At 75.2% G+C, this 24,120-nt stretch carries 17 protein-coding genes and 1 tRNA gene; 6 read left to right on the top strand and 12 right to left on the bottom strand.

What is annotated here, in order from left to right; translation table 11 throughout:
- Positions 1-12: 12 nt before the first annotated feature.
- From ACH443_RS19955 to ACH443_RS19935, 5 genes are all read right to left on the bottom strand, one after another.
- Positions 13-507, bottom strand: coding sequence for a dsRBD fold-containing protein (locus ACH443_RS19955; protein WP_430544987.1), 495 nt, complete (start codon positions 505-507; stop codon positions 13-15).
- A gap of 88 nt (positions 508-595) precedes the next feature.
- Positions 596-865 (bottom strand): Rho termination factor N-terminal domain-containing protein, encoded by a 270-nt coding sequence (locus tag ACH443_RS19950; RefSeq protein WP_430560342.1) that lies wholly within the window; start codon positions 863-865, stop codon positions 596-598.
- A gap of 154 nt (positions 866-1,019) precedes the next feature.
- A tRNA-Met gene (locus ACH443_RS19945) sits at positions 1,020-1,096 on the bottom strand.
- A gap of 194 nt (positions 1,097-1,290) precedes the next feature.
- Positions 1,291-4,371, bottom strand: a complete 3,081-nt coding sequence (locus tag ACH443_RS19940) for a UPF0182 family protein (RefSeq protein ID WP_429762631.1) — start codon at positions 4,369-4,371, stop codon at positions 1,291-1,293.
- Positions 4,372-4,489: 118 nt separating this feature from the next.
- Positions 4,490-5,659 (bottom strand): PDZ domain-containing protein, encoded by a 1,170-nt coding sequence (locus ACH443_RS19935; RefSeq protein WP_430557039.1) that lies wholly within the window; start codon positions 5,657-5,659, stop codon positions 4,490-4,492.
- A 227-nt stretch (positions 5,660-5,886) separates the two neighbouring features.
- Between ACH443_RS19935 and ACH443_RS19930 the strand changes: the two genes are divergently transcribed.
- Positions 5,887-7,359, top strand: a complete 1,473-nt coding sequence (locus ACH443_RS19930; protein WP_430557038.1) for a zinc-dependent metalloprotease — start codon at positions 5,887-5,889, stop codon at positions 7,357-7,359.
- Positions 7,360-7,428: 69 nt separating this feature from the next.
- Here the strand turns inward: ACH443_RS19930 and ACH443_RS19925 are convergent, their stop codons facing one another.
- A complete protein-coding gene (locus tag ACH443_RS19925; protein WP_429762695.1) occupies positions 7,429-7,968 on the bottom strand; it encodes a SprT-like domain-containing protein in 540 nt (179 codons plus the stop codon).
- Between the two features lie 144 nt (positions 7,969-8,112).
- Between ACH443_RS19925 and ACH443_RS19920 the strand changes: the two genes are divergently transcribed.
- Positions 8,113-9,198, top strand: a complete 1,086-nt coding sequence (locus ACH443_RS19920) for a ThiF family adenylyltransferase (RefSeq protein WP_430591292.1) — start codon at positions 8,113-8,115, stop codon at positions 9,196-9,198.
- 130 nt (positions 9,199-9,328) lie between these two features.
- Here ACH443_RS19920 and ACH443_RS19915 read toward each other — a convergent pair whose 3' ends face one another.
- The 3 genes from ACH443_RS19915 to ACH443_RS19905 form a co-directional block, all read right to left on the bottom strand.
- Positions 9,329-9,700, bottom strand: a complete 372-nt coding sequence (locus ACH443_RS19915) for a WhiB family transcriptional regulator (protein ID WP_429762635.1) — start codon at positions 9,698-9,700, stop codon at positions 9,329-9,331.
- A gap of 489 nt (positions 9,701-10,189) precedes the next feature.
- Positions 10,190-10,705 (bottom strand): hypothetical protein, encoded by a 516-nt coding sequence (locus tag ACH443_RS19910; RefSeq protein WP_430591291.1) that lies wholly within the window; start codon positions 10,703-10,705, stop codon positions 10,190-10,192.
- A gap of 109 nt (positions 10,706-10,814) precedes the next feature.
- Entirely contained in the window at positions 10,815-12,851 is a 2,037-nt protein-coding gene (locus ACH443_RS19905) for an ATP-dependent DNA helicase UvrD2 (RefSeq protein WP_430591290.1), read from the bottom strand.
- A gap of 73 nt (positions 12,852-12,924) precedes the next feature.
- Between ACH443_RS19905 and ACH443_RS19900 the strand changes: the two genes are divergently transcribed.
- Complete coding sequence (locus ACH443_RS19900) at positions 12,925-13,194, top strand: mycoredoxin (RefSeq protein ID WP_429762638.1); 270 nt, start codon at positions 12,925-12,927, stop codon at positions 13,192-13,194.
- 19 nt (positions 13,195-13,213) lie between these two features.
- Here ACH443_RS19900 and nudC read toward each other — a convergent pair whose 3' ends face one another.
- Positions 13,214-14,215, bottom strand: a complete 1,002-nt coding sequence (nudC, locus tag ACH443_RS19895; RefSeq protein ID WP_430591289.1) for an NAD(+) diphosphatase — start codon at positions 14,213-14,215, stop codon at positions 13,214-13,216.
- A gap of 119 nt (positions 14,216-14,334) precedes the next feature.
- Between nudC and ACH443_RS19890 the strand changes: the two genes are divergently transcribed.
- The 3 genes from ACH443_RS19890 to cynS all read left to right on the top strand — a co-directional run bounded on the left by ACH443_RS19890 (position 14,335) and on the right by cynS (position 16,787).
- On the top strand, positions 14,335-15,258 hold the full coding sequence (locus ACH443_RS19890) for a macrolide 2'-phosphotransferase (RefSeq protein WP_429762640.1): 924 nt from the start codon (positions 14,335-14,337) through the stop codon (positions 15,256-15,258).
- 167 nt (positions 15,259-15,425) lie between these two features.
- The gene (locus ACH443_RS19885) at positions 15,426-16,286 is read left to right on the top strand and encodes a formate/nitrite transporter family protein (RefSeq protein WP_430591288.1); all 861 of its coding nucleotides are present in this window, start codon (positions 15,426-15,428) and stop codon (positions 16,284-16,286) included.
- A gap of 51 nt (positions 16,287-16,337) precedes the next feature.
- The gene (gene cynS, locus ACH443_RS19880; RefSeq protein WP_430557035.1) at positions 16,338-16,787 is read left to right on the top strand and encodes a cyanase; all 450 of its coding nucleotides are present in this window, start codon (positions 16,338-16,340) and stop codon (positions 16,785-16,787) included.
- 3 nt (positions 16,788-16,790) lie between these two features.
- On the opposite strand, the gene ACH443_RS19875 is transcribed toward cynS, so the two are convergent.
- Both ACH443_RS19875 and ACH443_RS19870 read right to left on the bottom strand, forming a co-directional pair.
- Positions 16,791-20,540 carry a UvrD-helicase domain-containing protein gene (locus tag ACH443_RS19875; protein ID WP_430591287.1) on the bottom strand — a complete coding sequence of 1,250 codons (3,750 nt, stop codon included), beginning with the start codon at positions 20,538-20,540 and terminating at the stop codon, positions 16,791-16,793.
- On the bottom strand, positions 20,537-23,917 hold the full coding sequence (locus ACH443_RS19870; protein WP_430591286.1) for a PD-(D/E)XK nuclease family protein: 3,381 nt from the start codon (positions 23,915-23,917) through the stop codon (positions 20,537-20,539). Before ACH443_RS19870 ends, ACH443_RS19875 begins: the two co-directional genes overlap by 4 nt.
- Between the last annotated feature and the right edge of the window lie 203 nt (positions 23,918-24,120).

Here is a 24,120-nt window from a genome sequence, read left to right as displayed (position 1 = left end):
GGCGGCGGTCGGTCAGGGGTGCACGTGCGCCTGGTGCCCCGTCTGCGCCGAGATGTCCTGCTCCGCCTGCTCGAGCAGCGCGTCCGCCAGGCGTCGCAGGGCCCGTGCCGCCGCGACCTCGTCCCCGATGACCGGGACCTGCAGGTCGCCCGGGTCCTTGCGCGCGTGCCCGACGCCGCGCAACGAGCCCACGTCCGGACCGGGCGTCAGCATCGCCTCCGCCGTCGTGCTCCCGGACGACTCCACGAGCGAGACCCGCACGTCCCACGTCAGGGCCCGGGCGGGCGACGGTCGCGGCGACCGTGCGTGCTCCGTCCCGCCGCCGTCGTGCTGCACGAGCGTGTCCGCGCCGGGGAACACCAGCGTCTCCTCCCCCGTGTCGGACCAGCGCACCTGGTAGGGCGGCGACCCGTCCTCGTGCGGGCAGGCGATCACGACGCCGTCGCGCACCGCCCCGCCGACCACCCCGGACGCCACCACGATCCGGTCGCCCACCGTCGCTCTCATCGCCGCCTCCTCGCGTCGTCGGGTGCCCGCCGTCCCCGTGCCGGCTCCTTCCATCATGCGCCCGGCACGGGCCCCTGGCACGGCGCGGTCAGTGCGAGCGCAGCGCCTCGACGAGCTCCGCCTTACGCATCGACGAGCGTCCCTCGATGCCGATCTCCGACGCCCGCTTCCGCAGGTCGGCGACAGTCCAGTCGTCGTAGGAGCCGGACTTCCCGCCCTTGGCGCCGACCTTCTTCCGGCCTCGCGCCGCGGCGGCGTTCGCGATCCGCGCGGACTTCTCCTTGCTGTTGCCCTCGTCGCGGAGCTCCTCGTAGAGCTCCTTGTCCTTGACGCTCGGCCCTGCGTCTCGTCGCGGCACGGTGGCTCCTCCCGATCCGGGCGCGCCCGCGCGGTGGCTTCACGCGGGGCCCACGCTCGAGACCTATCACTCACGGGCGGTGCCGGCACCCGGACATGACGAAGGCCCCGACCGGATCCCGGTCGGGGCCTTCGTGGATGTCGACGACATCCCGTGGTAGCGGGGGCAGGATTTGAACCTGCGACCTCTGGGTTATGAGCCCAGCGAGCTACCGAGCTGCTCCACCCCGCGTCGACTCCCTGAACATTACGGCGTCGTCGGACACGAATCAAATCGCATCGGGCGAATGGGACGGAGGTCACACTCGCGGTGGCCTCCGACCAGCGACGACGCCCCCGACCACGACCACCGGACGGCGGCGCAGACGACGGCGGGGCCGCCGGTCCGGACGGACCGACGACCCCGCGCCTCGCACCACCGGCCGGTCAGCCGGCGGACCCGATCTCCTTCTCCGCAGCGAGCGCGTCCTCGATCGCCTGCTGCAGGCGGTCCTGCGCCTCGCCGTACGCGGTGAAGTCGCCGGCCTTCAGCGCCTCGTCGCTGTCGGTCATCGCGTCGTTCGCCTCCTGGAGGGCGGCGTTCAGCCGCGACTGCGCGTCACCCGACGGCGTGCTGCCGCCGCTCGGCTCCGTCGACGGCTCCGTGCTGGGCTCGGTGCTCGGCTCCGTGCTGGGCTCCGTGGACGGCTCGGTCGCCCCGTCCTCGCCCTCGACCGGCGCGGTGGGCACCTCGGTCTCGGTCCCGCCGTCGGCGTCGCCGGCCGTCGCACCCGAGTCGCCGCCGAAGACCTGGTCCAGGGCCTCGTCGAGCGTCTCCGCGTACCCGGTCTGGTCGCCGAACGCGACGAGCACGCGGCGCAGCAGCGGGTACGCCGTGCCACCGGCGGACTGGATGTACACCGGCTGCACGTAGAGCAGGCCACCACCCACGGGCAGGGTCAGCTGGTTGCCGCGCACGACGTTCGACGAGCCGCGCTCCAGGATGTTCAGCTGCTCGGAGATCGTCGGGTTCGAGTCGAAGTTGTTCTGCACCTGGCCCGGGCCCGGCACCGTCGAGTCGCGGGGCAGCTCCAGCATCCGGAGCTTCCCGTAGCCCTCCGCCACCTCGCCCGCGGTGGACCCGGCGTCGCCGTCGGCGGCCAGGTATCCCGTGAGGATCTCGCGGTCGGTGTTACCGCCCGGGATGAAGGTGCTGGTCAACGAGAACGCCGAGGATTCCTGTCCCGGCATCTGCAGCGACAGGTAGTACGGGGGCTGCTTCGCCGCGTTCGAGCCGGTCGCGCCACCGGTGGACACCGGGTCCGCCGGGTTCGCCCAGAAGTCCTGGCCGGAGAAGAACTGCCCCGCGTCCTCGACGTGGTACTGCGTCAGCAGCGTGCGCTGGACCTTGAACATGTCCTCGGGGTAGCGGATGTGGCTCATGAGGTCGCCGGAGATCTCCGACATCGGCTTCACCGACGTCGGGAAGACGTCGGACCACGCCTTGAGGACGGGGTCGTCGGTGTCCCAGGCGTACAGGTCCACCGAGCCGTCGTACGCGTCGACGGTCGCCTTCACCGAGTTGCGGATGTAGTTGACCTCCGGCGGCATCTCCACCGGCACGCCCTGCGCGGCGAGCGTCAGGGAGTCCGCCGTCGCCTCCTGCATCGGGCGGCTGGTCGAGTACGGGTACGCGTCCGAGGTGGTGTACCCGTCGACGATCCACTTGACGCGTCCGTCGACCACCGCCGGGTACATGCCCTGGTCGAGGGTCAGCCACGGGGCGACCTTCTGCACGCGGGTCATCGGGTCACGGTCGTAGAGGATCTGCGACTCGTCGGTGACGCGGTCGGAGAACAGCATCTCCTGCGAGCCGAACTTCAGCGCGTACAGCAGCTTGCTGCCGAACGACCCGACGGACGGGCCGGCGGTCACCTCCTCCGTGGGGAACGTCGTGTTGACCTGCTGGCCACCCTGCTCGTCGTCGGCCTGGTAGTCGAGCTCCCACGGCTTCGTGTCCTCCGGCGCGCCCACGATGGAGTACTCCGTGGTGGAGGGGCTGAAGTAGATGCGCGGCTCGTACCCCTTGTCGGTGAGCGCGCCCTGCGTCGGGATGCCGCCCTCGTAGAACGCGGGCTGACCGTCGGGTCCGGGCTGGTTGCCGTACGCGGCGACGACGCCGTACCCGTGGGTGAAGACGGTGTGGTCGTTCACCCAGTTGCGCTGCCCGTCGCCGAGGCCCCCGAGGTTCAGCTCGCGCACCGCGATCACGGTGTCGCGGGACTCGCCGTCGATCTCGTACCGGTCCACCGACAGGTTGTCGGCGAAGTTGTAGTACTGCTTGTTCTGCTGCAGCTGACGGAACGACGGGCTGACGATCTGCGGGTCGAGCAGACGTACCGACGCGGTGGTGTCCGCGTCCTCGCGCAGCGCGCCCTGCTCCGCCTCCGTGGTGGCGTCGTACGGCTGGGTCTCGATGTCGTCCAGACCGTACGCCGCGTGCGTGGCGTCGATGTTGCGCTGGATGTAGTCGGCCTCGAGCTCCTGGGCGTTGGGGTTCACCTGGAACCGCTGCACCACGGCCGGGTAGATGCCGCCGATCGCGATCGCCGACACCACCATGAGGCCGACGCCGATGGCCGGCAGGCGCCACGTGCCGCGGACCGCCGCCACGACGAACAGGAGCGCCACGAGCACCGCGACGCCCGTGAGGATCTCCTTCGACGGGATGACGGCGTGCACGTCCGAGTAGGACGCGCCGTTGTAGGTGGCCGCGGTGCTGCCGCCGTTCGTCGCCGTCAGCAACGAGTACCGGTCGAGCCAGTAGTTCGCGCCGATCACGAGCATGAGCGCGGAGCCCAGCACGGCGAGGTGCACGCGGGACGCGCGCGTGGTGCGCGGGGTGCCCGCCGGCACCGGCCCGAGCCGGAGCCCGCCGTACAGGTAGTGCGTCACCAGCGCGGCGATGCCGGCGATGATCACGACCGCCATGAGGAAGCTCACCATGAACCGCAGCGCGGGCAGCGAGAAGACGTAGAACCCGAGGTCGATGCCGAACTGCGGGTCCTTCTCGCCGAACGACGAGGGGTTGATCGCCAGGAGCACGCTGCGCCACTGCGCGGACGCCGCGACACCGGCGAAGAACCCGACGACGACCGGCCCGGCGATGGTCACGACGCGCCGCAGGGGCTCGATGGCCTCGCGGTACTGGTCGAGGGTCGCCTGCTCGGGCGTCGACGGCGCGTAGACCGGGCGCACCCGGTACGCGACGGCGAACGACGAGAACACGGCGGCCGCCATCACGAGGAAGCCGATGACGAACAGGACGCCGCGGGTGATCCACTCCGTCCAGATCACGTTGCCGAAGCCGAGCGCGTCGAACCACATGATCTCGGTCCAGAACTGCGCGAGCAGGAGCAGCGCGACGACGACCGCGGCGATCACGACCAGCGTGATCGCCAGAGGGCTGCGGCGGCGCTTGGCGGGCGGGCCGCCTGGCCGTCGACGGGGTGGGGCAGCGAAGGACACGGTGCGGGCACCTCACTCGTGCTCGGGACGGACGGACGTTCTGGTGTGGAACGTCCCTGTCATCCCTCAGGTTCCCACGCTTCGCGCGCGGGTGGGCGACCGGCCCTTCACTCGCCGGTCACGAGCACGTCGGAAGGTCCGTGCCCTCCCCCGCACCGATCGCCTCGATCGCGGTCCGTGCGTCGTCGAGGGTGGCCACCCGGACCACCCGCAGCCCGTCGGGGACGTGCCCGACGACCTCGTCACAGTTGTCCGCCGGGGCGAGGAACCAGTCCGCGCCGGCGTCGACCGCGCCGAAGAGCTTCTGCTGGATGCCGCCGATCGGGCCGACGAGCCCGTCGACGCTCATCGTGCCCGTGCCCGCCACGTGCGCGCCGTCCAGCTCGTCCTCGGGCGTCATCTTCGTGATGATCGCCAGCGCGAACATCGTGCCGGCGCTCGGCCCTCCGATGTCGCCCGGCCGGATGGTCACGTCGACCGGGTAGTCGTACGCCGGGTCGAGGAGCACGCCGAGCGCGGCCCGCCCGTCCCCCTCCGACGTCGTCACCGTGAGGTCCGTCGGCTCGCCGTCGCGCTCGACGCCCAGCGTGACGTCGGCGCCCGGCGTCACGTCGTCGAGGGCGGCGAGCAGGTCCTGGTGGGTCGTGACCTGGTGCCCGTCGATGCTGCGCACGACGTCCCCCGCCTCGACGACGCCGTCGGCGCCGGAGTCGGGCACGGTGCCCGCGACGGTGAGGGTGGCGGGCACCTCGTACCCCAGCTCCGTCAGCGCGGCCACGGTCGCTGCCGACTCCGACCCCGCCATCTGCGCCTGGCCGACCTCCTGCTGCTGCTCCCGCGTGGTCTGCTCCGGGAAGATCGACTCGACCGGCTGCACCGAGCGCTCGCGCGAGCCCCAGCCCCACAGCACGTCGCCGAGCAGGACGTCCCCGCCGGGCCCGCCGTAGACGGACACGGTGGTGAGTCGCAGCTCGCCCGAGACGTCGTAGGTCTCGGCGCCCTCGATCTCGACGACGGGCTTCGCCGTCGCGCTCTTGCCTCCGCTCGACGTCTCGTCCGCACCGCTCTGCACGTCCGCGCCCTGCAGCCCGAGCGTGTCCTCCGTCGGCCCCGGGGCCCGGATCGCGTAGGGCGTGGGGAGCACCAGGAGGACGGCCGCGAGGAGCGCCGTCGTCAGCAGGGAGACGCCGAGCGTCACGCTGCGGCGCGACGCACGCGCGCCAGGGAGCGTGTCCTCGTCGGGCGACGACGGGTCGTCGGGCGCGAGGATGTCGCGGTCGAAGGTCACGGGCACATCATCGCCGACGTTCCTGGACGCTGCGCTCGGTCACGGGCACGGTCGGTGGCGCGGCCGGGACCCGTCCCCGGGTCAGGGTGTCCGGGAGATCTGCGCCCAGAGCGAACCGCCGGAACCCCACGACCCGACCGGACGTCGTCGGTGGTTACGGTGAACCAGTCGGAAGACGGCCGCCGTCGCCCGACGTCCCTCCACCGCACAGCCGAGGAGCCCCGCGCATGAGCAACCTTCCCGACGACCCCGAGGGTGCCGAGGAGCGCGAGCGCATGCTGCGCTCGATGCTGGAGGGCTTCTTCGGCGACCGCACCGACGAGGTCCTCGCCCAGATGCGCGCGCAGGGCATCGACCCGGCCGCGCTCGCGGGAATGCCCGGCGCCGGCACCCCGGACCCGGCGACCATGCAGCACGTCCTCGCCCAGGTGCAGCGGCTGCTGTCCGCGTCCGGGGACGGCCCGGTGAACACCGACGTCGCGCACGACATCGCCCGGCAGGTCGCCGTCGCCGAGGGCGACCCGTCGCTCACGGGCGGCCAGGCCAAGGCCGCGACCGACGCCCTCGGCGTGGCGGAGCTGTGGCTCGACGCCGTGACCGACCTGCCGCCCGCCGGCGGTCGCGCGCACGCGTGGAGCCGCTCGGAGTGGGTCGAGGCCACACTGCCCGCGTGGAACCGGCTGGTGGCACCCGTCGCGACGTCCGTCGCCGACGCCCTCGCCACCGTGCTGCGCGACCAGCTCCCCGGGGAGCTCGGAGACGACGCGCTGGACATGCCGGGTCTCGCGGGCCTGCCCGCCGGCGCCCTGGGCGGCGGCGCGTTCGACCCCGCCCAGATGATGCGCCGTCTCGGGTCGGCCGTGTTCGGCATGCAGGTGGGGCAGGCCGCGGGGACCCTGTCGCGGGAGGTGTTCGGCGCGACCGACGTCGGCGTCCCGCTCCTGTCCGAGCCCGCCACCGTGCTGCTGCCGACCAACGTCACGGCGTTCGCCGACGGGCTCGACGCGCCGCTGGAGGAGGTGCGCCACTTCCTCGCGCTGCGCGAGGCCGCGCACGCCCGGCTGTTCACGCACGTCCCCTGGCTCGCGGCGCACCTGCACGGCCTCGTCGAGCAGTACGCGCGCGGCATCACCATCGACCTGGACGTGCTCGAGCAGCAGGTGCGCGACATCGACCCCAGCGACCCCGAGGCGCTGCGCGGCGCGCTGACCGGCGGCGTGTTCGGGCTGCAGCACACCCCCGAGCAGGAGGCCACGCTGCTGCGCCTCGAGACCGCGCTCGCGCTCGTTGAGGGCTGGGTCACGGAGGTCGCCGCCACCGCGGCCCTCCCCCACCTGCCGCACACCTACCCGCTGCGCGAGATGATCCGCCGCCGCCGCGCGGCCGGCGGCCCCGCGGAGCACACCTTCGCCACGCTGGTCGGGCTCGAGCTGCGCCCGCGGCGCTCACGCGACGCCACCGCGCTCTTCGCGCACGTCCTCGCCGAGGGCGGCCCGCAGGCCCGCGACGCCGTCTGGGAGCACCCGGACCTGCTGCCCGGCACCGCGGACCTCGACGACCCCGCCGGCTACTTCACGCGCCGTCAGGAGCAGGCGGAGGAGCAGTCCGACGTCGACGCGGCGCTGGCGCAGATCCTGGACGCCGCGGACCGCTCGGCGAAGGACGGCGACGCCGAGGACGGGGACTCCCCGAGCTCCTGACCTGTCGCCGGTCGGCCTGTCGGGACCGTCGCGCGGGGCTCGTTCCGACAGGCTCGACGGCCGGCAGGCTCAGCCGGCGGTGTCGCCGCCGGAGGGCCCGGGCTGCGCGCCGCCGTCGTCCTGGACGAAGGAGACGCCCTCGAGGAACCCGCGCGCGCGGTCGGTGCGCGGGTAGCCCTCGAGCAGCTGCCAGAAAGCGGCGCCGTGCCCCGCGTGCAGCAGGTGCGCCAGCTCGTGCAGCAGCACGTAGTCGAGCACCCACTCGGGCATCCCCTGCACGCGCGTGGAGATCCGGATCGAGCCGTCGACCAGCGTGCACGACCCCCAGCGTCGGCCCTGGTGGGGCGACCAGGACACGCTGGTCGGGTGGGCACGACCGTCCAGGTACCGCTCGGAGAGCTCCCTGGCCCGCTGGACGAGCTCGGCGTCGGACGGGCGCCGACGACGCTCCTTGTCCTCGAGCCGCGCGAGCATCTTCGCCACCCATTCACGCTCCTGGGCACGAGAGAAGCGCGCGGGAATGGCCACGACGGTGCGCTCGCCGTCGCGGTACGCGCTGACCGTGGCGGTCCGCCGGCGACTGCGCCGGACCTCCACCGACGTCATCATCGTGTCGTGGGCCACGGCACGACGGTACCGGGGAATCGTGAACTTTGTGTGTCACAACACACGAACCGGGCGGCCACGAGGCCCGGGCGTCGGGCCTGTGGACGACGCCCGGCCGGCCTCCGACGTGCGTGCCAGGGTGACCGCATGGCAGACGCCGACAGCCCGACCACCTCGGCGGGGCCCCTCCTCACGCTGCGCCCGGCGACCCCGGTCCTCGACCACGGAGCCGGCGAGGTCCAGCTCGGGACGGACCCTCGCTGGAGCCTCGTCCTGTCCGGGCTGGACGACCACGAGGCGCGGTGGCTGCGCGACGCCGGCGCGCGGCGGCACCGCTCCCTGGCCCGCGGCGCGCGGCACTGGGGCGTGAGCCCCGAGCGCCAGGAGCAGATAATGCGCGCGCTGGCCGACGGAGGGTTCCTCGTCCGCGCCGCCCCGGACCGGCCGCTCGAGGCCGCGGACGCGGCGCCGGGCTGGACCCCGGACGCCACCGTGCTGGGCGCGCTGCGCCCCGACGGTGCGGGCACGGCCACGCTCGCCGTCCGCGGCGCCCGCGTCGTCGGGGTGCGCGGCCTCGGCCGGACCGGCACCGCCCTGGCCGGCCTCCTCGCGGGCGCCGGCGTCGGCACCCTCGTGCTCGACGACCGCGACCCCGTCCAGGTGGGCGACCTGGGGCTCGGGGGCCACGCACCCGGCGACGTCGGTCGCCCGCGGGAGCAGTCCGCCGCCGCTCGGCTCGCGTCCGCGCACCCGCGCCTGCGCGTCGGCAGCGCGCTGCCGGTCACGGCGGCCGGCGAGCCCCGCCTGCCGGACGCCGTCGTGGTGGTGGAGGGTCACGCCGCGCGCCCGGAGCGCTACGAGCGGCTGCTCGGCGCCGGGGTCCCCCACCTCCCGGTCGTGGTGCGGGAGGCCGACGTGGTGGTCGGCCCGCTCGTGCTGCCGGGCCGCTCGCCGTGCGTGGGGTGCTGCGACCGTCACGCCGCCGACGCGGACCGGCGCTGGCCCTTCGTCGCCGCGGACCTCGCGCTCCGCCCGGACGACGACGTCGCCCACGAGACCATGCTGGCGGCGACGGCCACGGCGCTCGCGGCCGGGCAGGTGCTCGCGCTGCTCGACGGCGCGATGCCCGCGACCGTGGGGCGCAGCCTCGAGGTCGCGCTGCCCGAGGCGGTACCGCGGGCGCGGGACGTCGCGCCGCACCCGGACTGCGGGTGCACCCGCCTGCCGGAATGAGGACAGGCCCCGGGCGAGACCGCGGAGAGCCGGCCGCACGCGGTGCGGGCGCGCTCCCCGAGGTCTCGCCGGAGGCCTGTGATGGTTCCTACCTGGTCAGCACGCCGGGGGTCCCGGGCGCACTGCGCGGTCATGCTGCGACGGTCTCCGACTTCCGGGGCCGGCCGCGACCGCGCTTGCGGGCCACGACCTTGCCGTCGACGAAGACCTCACCACCCCAGACGCCCCAGGGCTCCTGCCGCTCGAGGGCACCGGCGAGGCAGCCGGCCTGCAGCGGGCAGCCACGGCACAGCGCCTTGGCCTCCTCGACCTGGGTGGTGTGCTCGGCGAACCAGAGCTCCGGGTCGTTGGTACGGCACGGCAGCAGCGCCGCGAACTGGCGATCGAGCTCGGCCACCTCGGCCGGGCTCTGGGTGAGGGGTTGATGCGGGGTCCAGGGGCCGTTTCCGCCCTGGGGGATCGTGTCGAGCAGCCGCTCGTCCAACAGCTGTGCGAGACGCACGAGTTCCTCCGTCAGGTCCTGAGTGTTGATGTGAACGTCGGTGTTCAGGACCTGCGGGTGGACCTCTGGAGTCAGAGGTCCGGCTCGAACGACCTGGTGAGGTCTTCTTCCCTGGGCGGAAAGACGAAGGCCGCGGGTCCCGGGGGGACTCCGCGGCCTGGATCCGGTTCTAGACCGGATGTCTCCAGGAGGCGGAGTCGGGTGCGATGTGGAGATCGGCGTTGCCTGCTCCGTGCTGACGCGCGCGGAACGGACGGACGGCGTCAAGCTCGCCACGGGCAGACGTGTACCCGGGCGCGCCGGCAGACGCGGTCGCCATCACGATCTGAGTCATCGTGTCCATCTTGTGCACCCACCTCCTCACTGCTCTCGGACCTCCGCCTCTCGGCAGACGCCACTCCGTCTGGGACTCTCCGAGCATAGACGGCCCCGCCCAGGCCGCCACATCTTTTTCGAGATTTTCTTCGACGAGTTTTTTCGGGCACCCGTTCAGGCCCCCGAGGAGGTCGCCGCCTCCAGCGGGCCGATGACCTTCAGGTCACCCAGGCAGCCCTCCACGGCGGCCGCGACACCCGCGTCGTCGAGCCCATCCGGGACCGCCCGGACCTGCAGCCCGCCGTCCCCGCGGCTCGCGTCGAAGCCCTCGTCGACGAGGCAGTCCACCTGGACCTGCTGCAGGTCCTGCACCTCGGCCCTGGTGATCAGCCCGTCCTCGAGGATCTCGGTCCCCCGGTCGGTCGTGACCCGTTCGAGGGCCTCGGTGAAGCCCTCGGGCATCACGTGCGCGGCGTGACCCTCCGAGGTCCCCTGAGATCCGCCGTGGTCGGCGTGGTCGCCGCCGCCACGCGGGCCGTTGCCGTCACCCGGCTCGCCGCCGCCGGCGGAGCAGGCCGCCAGCAGCACGGCCAGGACGACGCCGGCGCCCGCCGTCAGCGCCGTGCGGGTACGACGGCTGTCGGGACGGGGGCACCGGGAACGGTGGGGCGGGAACCGTGCCGGGAACATGGAGGACACCTCTCGTCGGGGACGGACCCCGACAATCTGGCAGCCCTGCGACCTGCCTACAAGACCTTTCGGCAGGTCCGCTCACAAATACGGGTTATGCCGTACGTGCTCAGCCGGCCTGCTCCGCCACGATCGCGAGGATCGTCGGCCCGTACCGGTCGATCTTCGCCGGGCCCACGCCGTTCACACGCGCGAGCTGCGCCACCGACGTCGGCTTGAGCTCCGCGATGGCGGCCAGCGTGGCGTCGCCCAGCACCGTGAACGCCGGCTTGTCCGTCTCGCGGGCCACCGACAGCCGCCACTCGCGCAGCGCGTCGAACAGGGCGACGTCGTGCTCCCCCGTGAGCAGCTGGCGCGCCTGGCCGCGCACCGCCCGCCCGCGGCCGCGCCGGTCCGACGGGTCGTCCGGCCACAGCCCGTCGAGGAAGCGGGTGCGCTTGCGCGTGGCCCGGCCGCCCGGGTTGCGGGACCGCGCGAACGACAGCTCCAGGTGCTCGCGGGCGCGGGTGATCCCCACGTACAGGAGGCGGCGCTCCTCGGCGACCGCCTCGTCCGTCTCGGCGAGCGAGATCGGCATGAGCCCCTCGCTCACCCCCGCGAGGAACACGGCGTCCCACTCGAGCCCCTTCGCCGCGTGCAGCGACGCCAGCGTGACGCCCTCGACGGTGGGTGCGTGCTGCGCCGAGGCCCGCTCCTCCAGCTCGCCGACGAGGGTGGCCATCGTGGCCGGCGCGTCCTGCGGGGCGGTGGCCGCGACGTCGTCGGCCAGCCCGACGAGCGCCTGCATCGCCTCCCACCGCTCGCGCGCGGCGCCCCGCGCGGCGGGCGGCTGCTCCGTCCAGCCGGCGGTGGTGAGCACGTCGCGCACCTGCTCGGGCATCGGCTGGTCCGGGTCGGCGGACCGGGCCGCGCCGCGCAGCAGGACGATCGCGTCGCGCACCTCCTTGCGCTGGAAGAACCGCTCGCCCCCGCGGACGAGATAGCTGATTCCGGCGTCCGCGAGCGCCGACTCGAACGCCGCCGACTGCGCGTTGGTGCGGTAGAGCACCGCGATCTCGCTGGGCCGCACGCCCGACGCGATCAGCCGGCCCGCGCGGGCCGCGATCCCCGTGGCCTCCGCGTCGTCGTCGTCGTAGGCCGTGAAGCTCGCGGGCGGACCCGCCGGGCGCTGCGCCACCAGCTCCAGCGCCCCGGGGACCCGGCCGCGGCGCAGCACCTGGTTCGCGAGGTGCACGACCTGTGGCGTGGAGCGGTAGTCGCGCACCAGCCGGACCACCTGGGCCTCGGAGTAGGTCCGCGTGAAGTCGAGCAGGTAGTGCGGCGTCGCGCCCGTGAAGGAGTAGATGGTCTGCGAGGGGTCGCCCACCACGCAGAGCTCCTTGCGGTCCCCGAGCCACTGGTCGAGCAGGAACTGCTGCAGCGGCGAGACGTCCTGGTACTCGTCGACGACGAAGTGGCGGTACTGCGAGCGCACCTCGTCGGCCACCTGCCGGTGGGAGTTCAGCATGTCGGCGAGCATGAGCAGGACGTCCTCGAAGTCGATGACGCCGCGCTCGGTCTTGACGTCCTCGTACGCCGTGATGAGGCGGGCGACCGTCTGGTGGTCGTAGCCCGACGGCGCGGGGCGGTCGTCGACCTGGGCCGCCTTCACGTAGTCCTCCGCCGTGACGAGCGACACCTTGGCCCACTCCACCTCGGAGGACAGGTCGCGCACGGCGACCCGGTCGACGCTGACGCCGACGCGGCGGGCGGCCTCGGCGACCGCGGGCGCCTTGTGCTCGAGGATCCGCGGCGGCGCGCCGCCCACGACGCGTGGCCAGAAGTAGCCGAGCTGACGCAGCGCCGCCGCGTGGAAGGTGCGCGCCTGCACGCCCACCACCCCCAGGTCGCGGAGCCGGGTGCGCATCTCCCCCGCCGCCCGGGCGGTGAACGTCACCGCGAGCACCGACGTCGGCTTGTAGGTGCCGTTCCGCACGCCGTAGGCGATGCGGTGCGTGATCGCGCGCGTCTTGCCCGTGCCCGCGCCCGCGAGCACGCACACCGGCCCCGTCAGGGCCAGCGCCACGTCGCGCTGCTCGGGGTCGAGGGCGTCGAGGATCGCGTCGGGATGAAGCGGGGCGCTCGGGGAGTTGGTGGTGGTCGGCATCGTCTGCGATTCTCGCAGCCGTCGCCGACACCCCGCTCCCGTCGTCCCCAGCCGCCGTCACAGGAGGATCCCGATGACCGTCGTCACGCCGCAGCTCCCCGCCCCGGGCACCGTCACCATGTACTCGACCGCGTGGTGCGGGTACTGCCGGCGGCTGCGCACCCAGCTCGACTCCGAGGGCATCGGGTACACGGTGGTCGACATCGAGGAGCAGCCGGGGACGGCGGAGTTCGTGGAGCAGGTCAACGACGGCAACCGCACCGTCCCGACCGTCGTCTTCCCCGACGGCACCGCAGCGACCAACCCGTCGCTGCTCGACGTGAAGGCGCGCCTGACCGCCTGACCCGCCGTCGGAGGCCGCGTCAGCCGGGCAGCTCCTCCCCGTACCACTCCTCCACGAGGGCGCGGGCGATCGACGGCCGGCCCGGCAGGCCCACCTCGCCCGCAGCCACGCCCGCGGCCAGCTCCTCGCGGGTGAACCAGCGCGCCGCGGTCACCTCCGCGCCGTCCACCTCGACGTCGGTCGCCACGGCCCGCGCCCGGAACCCGAGCATGAGCGACGCGGGGAACGGCCACGGCTGGCTGCCGCGGTAGACGACGTCGCCGGGCGCGTCGCCGATCACGACCGACGTCTCCTCGGCGACCTCCCGGCGCACCGCCTGCTCCAGACCCTCCCCCGGCTCCACGTAGCCGGCGAGCGTCGAGTAGCGGCCCTCCGGCCAGTGCGCGGCGTGCCCCAGCAACAACCGGTCGGCGTCGTCGACGACCGCCATGATCACCGCCGGGTCGGTGCGCGGGTAGACCTCGACGTCCTGCGCCACGCAGCGGCGCACCCAACCGGCCTGCTCGACGACGGTCGGCTCGCCGCACCGCGGGCAGCGCTCGTGCGACGCGTGCCACGCGGCCAGGGCCACCGCCTCCGCGGCGAGCGCGTCACCACGCCGCCCGCCCACCTCGCGCAGCCCGGCCCACGCGTGCTCGCGCGCCAACCGCGAGGCGGGCGCGGCCGGGGAGACGCCCTCGATCCCCACGGCGTCGGCGTCCGCCTCGTCGGGCAGCACGAGGCCCAGCAGCCCCGCGCCGTCCTGCTCGCCGAGGAACAGCCAGCGGTGCCCGGGCACGTGCGCGTCGGGCCGGTCGGCCCGCTCGGGCTCGGCCGGGAGCCCGTCGACCGCCGCGACGTCGACGAGGAGCAGGTCGCCCGCGGCGTCGACGGCGACGCGGCCGCGCAGCACCAGCACGACCCGGGTGGCGGGGTCGCCCAGCAGCCGGGCCAGCAGCCCCGGCTCGGCGCGGCGCTCGGCCGCCCGGTCGTGGGTGGCGTGCGTGAAGGAGAGGTCGGGGATCGCAGAGGGGGCCGTCACGCCTCGACCGTACCCGCGGCGGCGGGCCCCGGGCGCACGGCGTGAGGACGGTGGGACGACGGCGGACACGCGCGCCGCGGTGCTCCCGGGCGGACCCCGGCAGCGTCTACGGTGGGCGGGTGCCACGCAGTCCGCTCGCCCTCGCCGCCCTCGCGACGGCCGCCGTCCCGGGCCTGGACGCCCGCTCGGTCCGCCCCGAGGAGCTCCCGGGCGACTACGACGTCGCCGTCGTCACGGCAGACGACGGCGTCGACTGGCTCGTGCGCGCGCCCCGCACCACCATGGCCGGCGCCGCCCTCGAGGCCGAGACCGAGCTGCTCGAGGCGCTGCACCTGTACGTCGACGCCGGCGTGCTGCCCTTCACCGTGCCGCAGGTGGCCGGCTTCGCGCTGCTGCCCGAGGGCGGGCGCGCCGTCGTGCACCGGCACGTGACGGGCACCGCGCTCGACCTCGAGGCCCTGCGGCCCGGCCCCGGCCTCGCCGCCGACCTCGGCCGCACCCTCGCCGCGGTGCACGAGCTGCCCGCGTCCGTCGTCGAGTCGTGCGGGCTGCCGTCGTACACCGCGGCCGAGTACCGCGAGCGCCGCCTGGTCGAGCTCGACGAGGCGGCCGCGACCGGCAAGGTGCCGCCCACGCTGCTGCGCCGCTGGGAGGCCGCGCTCGAGGACGTGGCCCTCTGGCGCTTCCAGCCCGTCGTCGTGCACGGGGACCTCGCCACCGACCAGATGCTCGTCACCGGTGGGCGGGTCACCGCCATCAGCGGCTGGTCCGACGCCCGCGTGGCCGACCCGGCCGACGACCTCGCCTGGCTGCTCGTCGCCGCCCCGCCGGACGCGGTCGACTCGATCATGGAGGCCTACCAGCTGCGCCGCACCGAGCTGCACGACGCGCGCCTCGTCGACCGCGCGCTGCTCGTGGGCGAGCTGGCGCTGGCCCGCTGGCTGCTGCACGGCGTCCGCCGCGGCCTGGGCGACGTCGTCGCCGACGCCGAGGCCATGCTCGCCGACCTCGACGAGGCCACCCGCGAGGACGCCCCCGCCTGACCGGCCTCACCGACCCGCGCGCGCCGGTGCGAGGTCGCGGAAACCGCGGGCTCACCACTTCGGGACGGGCCGAAACACGACCTCAACACCACGGCGACGTGGCCACAACCTGCGGCGACGAGACTCGGCGGCACACCAGCGCCTCCACTCCCGCCGAAGGGTCCGCCATGTCGTACGTGATGCCGCAGGACTTCGTCTCGCAGATGATCGCCACCGGCGAGAAGAAGCTGTTCATGTCCGCCCGGGACACGCTCATCCGCTCGTTCATGGGCGGGGCCATCCTCGCCCTGGCCGCCGCGATGGCCGTGACCATCTCGACGAACACCGGGAACCCGCTGCTCGGGGCGGCCTTCTTCCCGATCGGCTTCATCATGCTCTACCTGATGGGCTTCGACCTGCTCACCGGCGTCTTCACGCTGGTGCCGTTCGCCGTCATCGCCCGCCGCCCGGGCGCCACCTGGGCCGGTATGTGGCGCAACTGGGGCCTCGTGTTCTGCGGCAACTTCGCCGGCGCGTTCACCGTCGCCGTGCTCATGGCGATCACCTTCACGTACGGGTTCTCCACGCCGCCCAACGAGATCGGGCAGGCCATCGGGCACATCGGCGAGGGGCGCACCGTCGGGTACGCCGACCACGGCGCGGCCGGGATGCTCACGCTGTTCGTGCGCGGCGTGCTGTGCAACTGGATGGTCTCGACCGGCGTCGTCGCGTTCCTCATGTCGAAGGACACGATCAGCAAGGCCGTCGTGATGTGGATGCCGGTGTTCCTGTTCTTCTACATGGGCTTCGAGCACTCCGTGGTGAACATGTTCCTGTTCCCCTCGGGCCTGCTGCTCGGCGGCGACTTCACCGTCATGGACTACCTGGTCTGGAACGAGATCCCGACCGTGCTCGGCAACCTCGTCGGCGGCCTGACGTTCGTCGGGCTGCCCCTGTACCTCACGCACTACCGCACCCGGCCCGAGCGCCGTCGTCCCGCGCCGGTCGAGACCGTCGCCGAGGAGCGCGTGGCCACGCCGGTCGGCTGAGCCGCCGCCCCCGCCGCCGTCAGACAGCAAACCCCCGAACGAAGGACACCCGTGGACCCGATCATGACCAAGGCCGCCGCGGCCGAGCAGGTCGTCACCGCCCGCCTCCGCTCCGGCCTCACCTGGCAGGAGATCGCCGACAAGGTCGGCGCCCCGGTCGTCTGGACGACGGCCGCCCTGCTCGGCAACCACCCGATGACGGCGGACCAGGCCTCCGCGGCGTGCACGCTGCTCGGCCTGGGCGAGGACGTCGCCGAGGCCCTGCGGCTGCAGCCCTACCGCGTGCGCGACGAGGCCGTGCTCACCGACCCGACGATCTACCGCTTCACCGAGGCGCTGGCCGTGTACGGGCCGGCGCTCAAGGAGCTCATCCACGAGGAGTTCGGCGACGGGATCATGTCGGCGATCAACTTCCAGGTCGACATCGCCCGGCGCGCCCACCCGGACGGCGACCGGGTGGTGGTGACCCTCGACGGGAAGTTCCTCGACTACCGCTGGTGAGCCCTACCGCTGGTGCGGCGCGCCCCGCACCAGCGCCTCCAGCTCGGCCTCGTCGAGCAGGCGTCGGGGGCGGACGGTCGTGCCGCTGGAGACGTAGACGAACGCGGCGGAGACCTTGTCGAGCGGCAGCCCGGTGTAGCGGGACCAGGCGAGCCGATAGACCGCGAGCTGCACCTCGCGGGCGGAGCGCGCGCCCGCGTCGCGGGGCTCGTGCCCGGTCTTCCAGTCCACGACGACGACGGCCGGCGGCTCGCCCTCCGCGGGGGGCGGCGCGTCGTCGTCGGGGAAGACGGCGTCGATCCGGCTGCGCAGCATGACGCCGCCCACCGGGGTCTCGACGTCGACCTCGACAGCGAGCGGGGTACGGGACGCCCACACGGACTCCGTGAAGCGCTGCCGCAGCGTCTCCAGATCGACGTCCGGTGCGATCTCGCCGTCCTCTGCGCCCGGCAGGTCGTCGACGTCGACCAGGGACGACGAGGTGAAGAACCGCTCCACCCACTCGTGGAAGTGCGTGCCGCGGCGGGCGTGCACCGTGGGCTCCTGCGGCACCGGCCGGCGCAGCTGGAGAGCGAAGCCGTCGCGGTCCCCGGCGAGCCGGACCAGGCCCGACGCCGACACGTGCGCCGGCATCTCGACCTGCCGCGCCCCCCGCTCCCCGCGCTCCACGAGCAGCGTGCGGGTCAGCAGCACCAGGTCGCGCCCCGCCGCGTCGCGCAGCACGCCGGTCGCGGCGCCCTCGCCCTCGGCTCTCGCGAGGTCGGCGCGCGCCGCGTCGACCCGGGCCGCCGACGCCCGCAGGACGGCGCGCGGCGTCGGGCCTTCGGCGTCGTCGGGCCCGGGTGGTGCTCCGGCCGCAGGGTGCTCGGCGTCGTCCGCCGCTCCGCCCCCGGCGGCCTGCTCCGGCGCGGGCCAGGGCGCGGCGTGCTCCACGGCGTCGCGGGGGTTGCCCGTCGCCGGGTCGGGCTGGTCGGCCCAGCCGCCCGCGTCGACCACCCCGGCCTCGACGAGCTCCGCGAGGAACGGCGAGACGCGCCGCGGCGTGCTGCCCGTGCCCCACCAGTGCGCGGTGAGGAACAGCTCGCGGCGTGCGCGCGTGAACGCGACGTAGGCGAGCCGCCGCTCCTCGGCGAGCCGGTGCGTGCCGCTGTCCGCGCGGAACTGGTCGCGCCGGGCGGCGAGGTCCTTGGTGTCGGCCGCCTCAGCCCAGGTGAACTCGGGCAGGTCCGGGGCGTCGCCGCGCAGGTGGTACGGCAGCGCGGAGACGTCGGTGAGCCAGCCGCTGTCCAGGCGCCCCTGCGCCGACTCCGCCTGGCTCGGGAACACGCCGTCCACCAGCCCGGGCACCGCCACCACGTCCCACTCCAGCCCCTTCGCGGCGTGCGCGGTGATGACCTGCACGGCGTCGGGGTCGGGCTCGCGGACCGGCATGTCGAGCCCGCGCTCCTGGTCGCCGGCCACGCCGAGCCACGCGAGGAACGCGCCGAGCGTCGCGACGTCGGCCGACTGCGCGAAGCTCGCGGCGACGTCGCGGAACGCGTCGAGGTGCTCGCGCCCGCGCAGGCTCACGCCCGCGGCGGCCCCGCCGCCCCCGGGGCCGGTCACCGGGGTGAGCGTGTCCGCGAGCACCTGCGCCGTGGCGACCTCGACGTCGAGCCCGAGCGCGCGCTCGGCCGCCACCACCAGCTCGGGCAGCGAGAGGTAGGTGAGGCCCCGCAGCTCGCGCAGCAGCCGGGCGAGGGCGGCCAGCCGGCCGTGGCCCGCGGCGGACAGGACGCGGCCGTCGCGGGCGGGGCGGCCCGGCGCCGGCAGGTCGTCGAGCGCGTCGACGATCGAGCGGTGGTCCACGACGTCGCCCTCGACGACGACGGGGGCGTCGCCGTCCTCCCCCTCCGGGACCTCGTCCCGTGCCGCGGTGCGGTCGCCCGGCCGTGCGCCGTCGGCGCGGGCCAGGTCCGACGCCCACGAGCCGAGGGCGTGCAGGTCCGCGGCGCCGAGGTTGACCCGCGGCCCGGTGAGGAGCCGCAGCAGCGAGTCACCGCGCGACGGGTCGTGCACGGCCTCGAGCAGCGCGACGACGTCCACCACCTCCGGCGTGGACAGCAGCCCGCCCAGGCCCACGACCTCGACCGGCAGCCCGCGGCGGCGCAGCGCGACCTCGACCGCCGCGAACTGCGACCGCGCCCGGCACAGCACGGCGGCCGTCACCCGGTCGGAGCCGTCCCGGCGGGTCGCGCGGCGCCAGCGCGCCGCGACGAACTCCGCGGCCGCCTCCGCCTCCTCCTCGCTCGTGGCGGCGACGTGCGCGCGCACGACGCCCGTCCCCGCGCCGGGCCGCAGGTCGAGCGGCGGGACGTCGACGCCCGTGCCGGTGTGCCGCGCGCGCTCGCGCAGCGGCGCCGCGGCGACGTTCGCGGCCGCGAGCACGGCCGCGTCGTTGCGCCACGACGTGCTCAGGTAGCGCACGGCGGCCGGCGCTCCCCCGCGCGTGCGGAACCGCTCGCCGAAGCGGGCCAGCCCCGACGCCGAGGCGCCCCGCCAGCCGTAGATCGACTGGTGCGGGTCGCCCACCGCGGTCACGGCGTGCCCGCCGCCGAACAGCCCGGCGAGCAGCTCGACCTGGGCGTACGACGTGTCCTGGTACTCGTCGAGCAGCACGACCGGGAAGCGGGAGCGCTCCGTGGCCCCGACCGCCGGCACCGACCGCGCGAGCTCGGCCGCGAACGCGATCTGGTCGCCGAAGTCCAGCGAGTCCGCGACACGCTTGCGACGCCGGTACTCCGCGACGAGGTCGAGCAGGCGGGTGCGTTCCGCCACCGAGTCGATCAGCCCCTGGATCTCCTTGGTCCGCTTCTTCTGCCGTGGGCCGAGCGGCAGTGCGTCCAGGCGGGCGACGACGTCGGCCAGCGCGTCGCGCGCCTCGTCCACGGGCAGCAGGTGCTCGCCGAGCTCGCCCGACAGCGCCAGGACGGCCCCGGTGACGGTGCTCACCGCCTTGTCGGTGCCGAGGTCGTCGGCCCACGACTCCACGACCTGCGCCGCGAGCTGCCACTGGTTCGCCTCGCCCAGCAGGCGAGAGCCCGGCTCGATGCCGAGCCGCAGCCCGTGGTCGGCGACCAGCGACGCCGCGTACGCGTTGTACGTCGCGACGGTGGGCCGCGCGAGCAGGTCGAGCCCCGACGTCGCGCGGCCCTGCGCGCGGGCGAGCTGCGCGAGACGGGACTGCACCCGCTGGGTGAGCTCCGCCGCCGCCTTGCGCGTGAACGTCAGCCCGAGCACCTCCTCGGGCGCCACGAGCTCGTTCGCGATGAGCCACACCACGCGCGCCGCCATCGTCTCCGTCTTGCCCGACCCGGCCCCGGCGACGACGAGCACGGGCTCCAGCGGCGCCTCGATGACGGCGACCTGCTCGTCCGTGGGCGAGGGCCGCCCGAGCAGCTTGGCGATGTCGCGGGCGGACAGCCGCGGCTCCGCGGGAGCGCGGCGCCCGGACGTTCCGGGGCCGTCGTCCGCCGTCGCGCCGCCGAGCAGCGAGTCGCCGAGCAGCGCGGCGTCGTCGAACAGCACCGCGTCCGGCGACGCGAGGCCCACGCCGGCGAGCTCCGGGAACCCGAGGCCGGCCTCGCGGCCCGGCTCGCCCAGCGCGGCCCACGTCTCGTCCGCGAACGCCCCGGCGAGGTCGTCGCGACCGCCGTGGGGGCGGTCGTCCTGCGGCTCGGGAACGGCCGGGCCGGTGGTGCCGTCGCCGGTCACTCGATCACGTTCCTTCCCTCGGGCTGCACGGGGCACGACCGGCGCACGGGGCACATGGGGCACAGGTCGTTCTCGTGCGCGGTGAAGCGGCCCGCCGCCATCGTGTCGGCGGCGCTCTCCACCAGCGCCCGCGCCCAGCTCGACCCGTCCTCGCCGACCTGCAGCGCGGGCTGGTCGCGCAGCGTCGGCGCCACGGTCGGCGTCCCCACGTACACGAGCCGCGCCCCCGCGCTGGGCGTGCCGGGCGGCAGGTCGAGCGCACCCTCGGACACCGCGAGCTGGTACGCGCCGAGCTGCGGGTGCTCGGTGGCCTTCGCGCGGGCGGGCGCGCTGCGGCCGGTCTTGAGGTCGGCCACCGTCACGCCGTCGTCGCCCGCGTCCTCGACGCGGTCGATCTTGCCGCGCAGGCGGGCCCGCCCCACGGTGAGCTCGAAGGCCGGCTCCACGAGCAGCGGGTCGCCCGCCTCCCCGTAGTAGGCGGCGAGGCGCTCGATCATCTGCTCGGCGCGGTTCCGCAGCTGGCGCGACGGCCAGCCGTCGGGCAGCGCGAGCTCCGGCCAGCGCCGGTCCAGCTCGGCGCGCAGCTCGCCGAGCGACGCCTTCGGCAGGTCCTCCGCGATCGCGTGGACCAGCGTGCCGAGCGTCTGGTGCGTGGCGTCGGGTGCCGTGGCCCCCGCCGACTCGAACGCCCACTTCAGCGCGCACGTGCTCACGGTCTCCACCTTGGACGGCGAGACCGTCACGACGTCGTCCGGCCCCCACAGCGGCGCGTCGCTGGAGGTCGCGGCCACGCCGTACCAGGTGCGCGGGTCGGCCTCGGCGATCCCCGCGTCCACCAGGTCGGCGAGCAGCGCGGCGGCCACGTCGACCGGTCCGTCGTCATCGGTACGGCCGCCCGCACGGACGAGCGTCGCGCGCGCCTCGGCCACCACGCCGCGCAGGTCGAGCGGCGGGCCCACGGTCACGCGGCGCGGGTCGGCCCCCTCGGCGCCCGCCCGGTCGCCGTCGGGCGGTTCGACCAGGTCGAGGAACACCGACGGCGCGTCCTCGGCGTCCTCGACCGCCGTCACGACCAGCCGGCGCCGCGCCCGCGACGTCGCGACCGCGAACGCCCGCAGCTCGTCCGCGAGCACCTGGCGGCGGGCCTCCGGGCCCATGCCGTGCGCGTCGTCGGAGCGCCCGGCGAGCAGCTCCACGAGCGCCTGCGAGCCGAGCAGCGAGTCGCGCAGCCGCAGGTCCGGCCACACGCCGTCCTGCACGCCCACGACCACGACGACGTCCCACTCGCGCCCCGCCGCGCCCGCCGGGGTGAGCGCCTCGACCGCGTGCGCGCCCACCGCGGACGCCGCGAGCGAGTCGGCGGGCAGGTCCTGCGACGCGAGGTAGTCGACGAAGGCGGCGACCGGGGCGCCGGGCATGCGGTCCACGTACGTCTCGGCCGCGCGGAACAGGGCCAGGACGGCGTCCAGGTCGCGGTCCGCGCGCGCCCCGGCAGGGCCGCCCGCCAGCGCCTGGTCGCGCCACCGGTCCGCGAGCCCGGTGGCCGCCCACACCGCCCACAGCACGGTCTGCGCGGTGGCGCCCAGCTCGCCCGCCGCCGCCCGGCCCGCGGCCAGCACCCGCGCGACGGCGTGCGGGCCGCGCCGCACCGGCGTCGGCAGCGTCTCCGCGCGCGCCGGGTCGTCCAGCACCTCGACCAGCAGCGCGTCCGACGACCGTCCGCCGCCGCCCGACAGCTCCTCCGCCCGCAGCGCGCGCCGCAGGCGGCGCAGCGCCACCGCGTCGAGCCCGCCCACCGGGGACGTGAGCAGCAGCGCCGCCGTCTCGGCGTCGAGGGCGGAGCCCACGCCGGGCTCCCCGAGCTCCTCCGCGAGCAGCCGGTCCACGCCGCCGCCGGCCGCGCACACGCGCAGCGCCGCCAGGAGGGGCGACGCTGCCGGCTCGTCGCGCAGGGGCAGGTCCGAGCCGAGCAGCGCCACCGGCACCGACGCCGCGACCAGGTCGCGGCGCAGCGAGGCCAGCCGGTCGCCGCTGCGCGCCACGACCGCCATCCGCTCCCACGGCGTGCCGTGCAGCAGGTGCTCCGCGCGCAGCTCCCGCGCCACGAACGCGGCCTCCTGCGCCGGCCCGGCGAGCACCGCGACCTGCACGCCCGACGGCCCCACGGCCTCGGGCCCGTCCCCCGCGCCGGGCGACGCCGCAGCCCTCGACCCGTCCTCGCCGTCCGCGTCCGGGCCGCCGTCGCCCACCGGACCGTCGTCGTCGGGCCGCGGGGCGGCGCCGCGGTGCAGGGCGCCGGAGACGGTCGCGATGCGCGACGTCACGGCCCGCGTCACCTCCCGCAGCCCCACCGGCTGCCGCCACGCGGTGCCCAGCACCACGGTGCGCGCGTCGAACGCCCCCACGACGCCGGCGCGCGCGGGCGCGGCGGCGCGCCCGACCAGACCCGGGGACGCGCCGCGGAACCCCTGCACCGCGGAGTCCGGGTCGGCCAGCAGCACGAGCCGGGCCCCGGCGTCGTGCAGCACGTGCAGCAGCCGCGCCGTGGCGACGGTCGCCTCCTGGTAGTCGTCCACGACGACGAGGTCCCAGGACGGGCGCGGCACGTCCGGCAGCTCGTCGTCCCAGCCCGCGAGGGCGTGCGCCGCCTCGTCGATCACGCCCGCCGGGTCGTACCGGGCGCCCGCGTCCGGCGTGCCGAGGCGCAGCGTCGTGACGTCCAGGTACTCCTCGTAGAGCCGCGCGGCGAGCACCCACTCGGGGCGGTCGTGCCGGCGGCCCAGCTCGTCGAGGTCCACCGGGCCGAGCCCGCGCTCTGCGGCGCGCATGAGCAGGTCGCGCAGCTCCTGCCGCAGCCCGCGCAGGCCGAGCGACTCCTCGGGCAGCCCCGGCGGCAGCGCGAGGTCGGTCCCCTCCCCGGACAGGTGCCCCTCGAGCAGCTCGGCCAGCACCAGGTCCTGCTCCGGCCCGGAGACCAGCGTCGGCGCGGCGTCACCGTGCGCCGCAGCCCGCGACCGCAGCACCGCGAACGCCGCCGACGCGGGCGTGCGCACCATCGGGGCCCCGACCGTGCGGCCCGCGCGCGCGGCCACCTCGTCGCGCAGCCGTGCGGCCGACCGGCGCGACGCCGCGAGCACCAGCACGCGCGACGGATCGACGCCGCGCACCCCCTCGCCGCCCGCCATGGCCCGCACCGCCACCGCCGTCGCGACCGTCGTCCGCCCCGTGCCCGGCGCGCCGACCACGAGCGTGACGTCGCCGGCGAGCGCCGTCTCCACGGCCGCCTCCTGCGTGGCGTCCAGCACGACGTCGGCGCTACCGACGGCGGCGGGCTCCGGCGCCACGAGGCGCACGGCGGTGGAGGGAGCTGACGTCACGGGACCGATTCGACCATGCCCCACCGACAGCCCCACCGACAGCCCGACCGACCCGACCGCCCCGCCCCGTGCGACGAGCAGTTTCACCCTCCGCTGACAAGCGCCGTCCGGGCCGGTCGCGGCGCGCGGCCGTGGCTAGGATCGACGAGACGTCCGGGACGACCGGGAACGACGGACGGCCGCTAGACGGCCGACAGACACGC

Origin of the sequence: Isoptericola sp. NPDC019571 (genome assembly GCF_044389385.1) — a bacterium.
GTDB lineage: Bacteria > Actinomycetota > Actinomycetes > Actinomycetales > Cellulomonadaceae > Isoptericola > Isoptericola nanjingensis.
This window is presented reverse-complemented; position numbering and strand designations above follow the sequence as displayed.

What these genes read in the sequence shown, in the direction of transcription:
- ACH443_RS19910 (WP_430591291.1), bottom strand. Translation starts at nt 10,705, where the DNA reads ATGTTCCCGGCACGGTTCCCGCCCCACCGTTCCCGGTGCCCCCGTCCC.
- ACH443_RS19925 (WP_429762695.1), bottom strand. Translation starts at nt 7,968, where the DNA reads ATGATGACGTCGGTGGAGGTCCGGCGCAGTCGCCGGCGGACCGCCACG.
- ACH443_RS19930 (WP_430557038.1), top strand. Translation starts at nt 5,887, where the DNA reads ATGAGCAACCTTCCCGACGACCCCGAGGGTGCCGAGGAGCGCGAGCGC.
- ACH443_RS19885 (WP_430591288.1), top strand. Translation starts at nt 15,426, where the DNA reads ATGTCGTACGTGATGCCGCAGGACTTCGTCTCGCAGATGATCGCCACC.
- ACH443_RS19955 (WP_430544987.1), bottom strand. Translation starts at nt 507, where the DNA reads ATGAGAGCGACGGTGGGCGACCGGATCGTGGTGGCGTCCGGGGTGGTC.
- ACH443_RS19920 (WP_430591292.1), top strand. Translation starts at nt 8,113, where the DNA reads ATGGCAGACGCCGACAGCCCGACCACCTCGGCGGGGCCCCTCCTCACG.
- ACH443_RS19905 (WP_430591290.1), bottom strand. Translation starts at nt 12,851, where the DNA reads ATGCCGACCACCACCAACTCCCCGAGCGCCCCGCTTCATCCCGACGCG.
- ACH443_RS19900 (WP_429762638.1), top strand. Translation starts at nt 12,925, where the DNA reads ATGACCGTCGTCACGCCGCAGCTCCCCGCCCCGGGCACCGTCACCATG.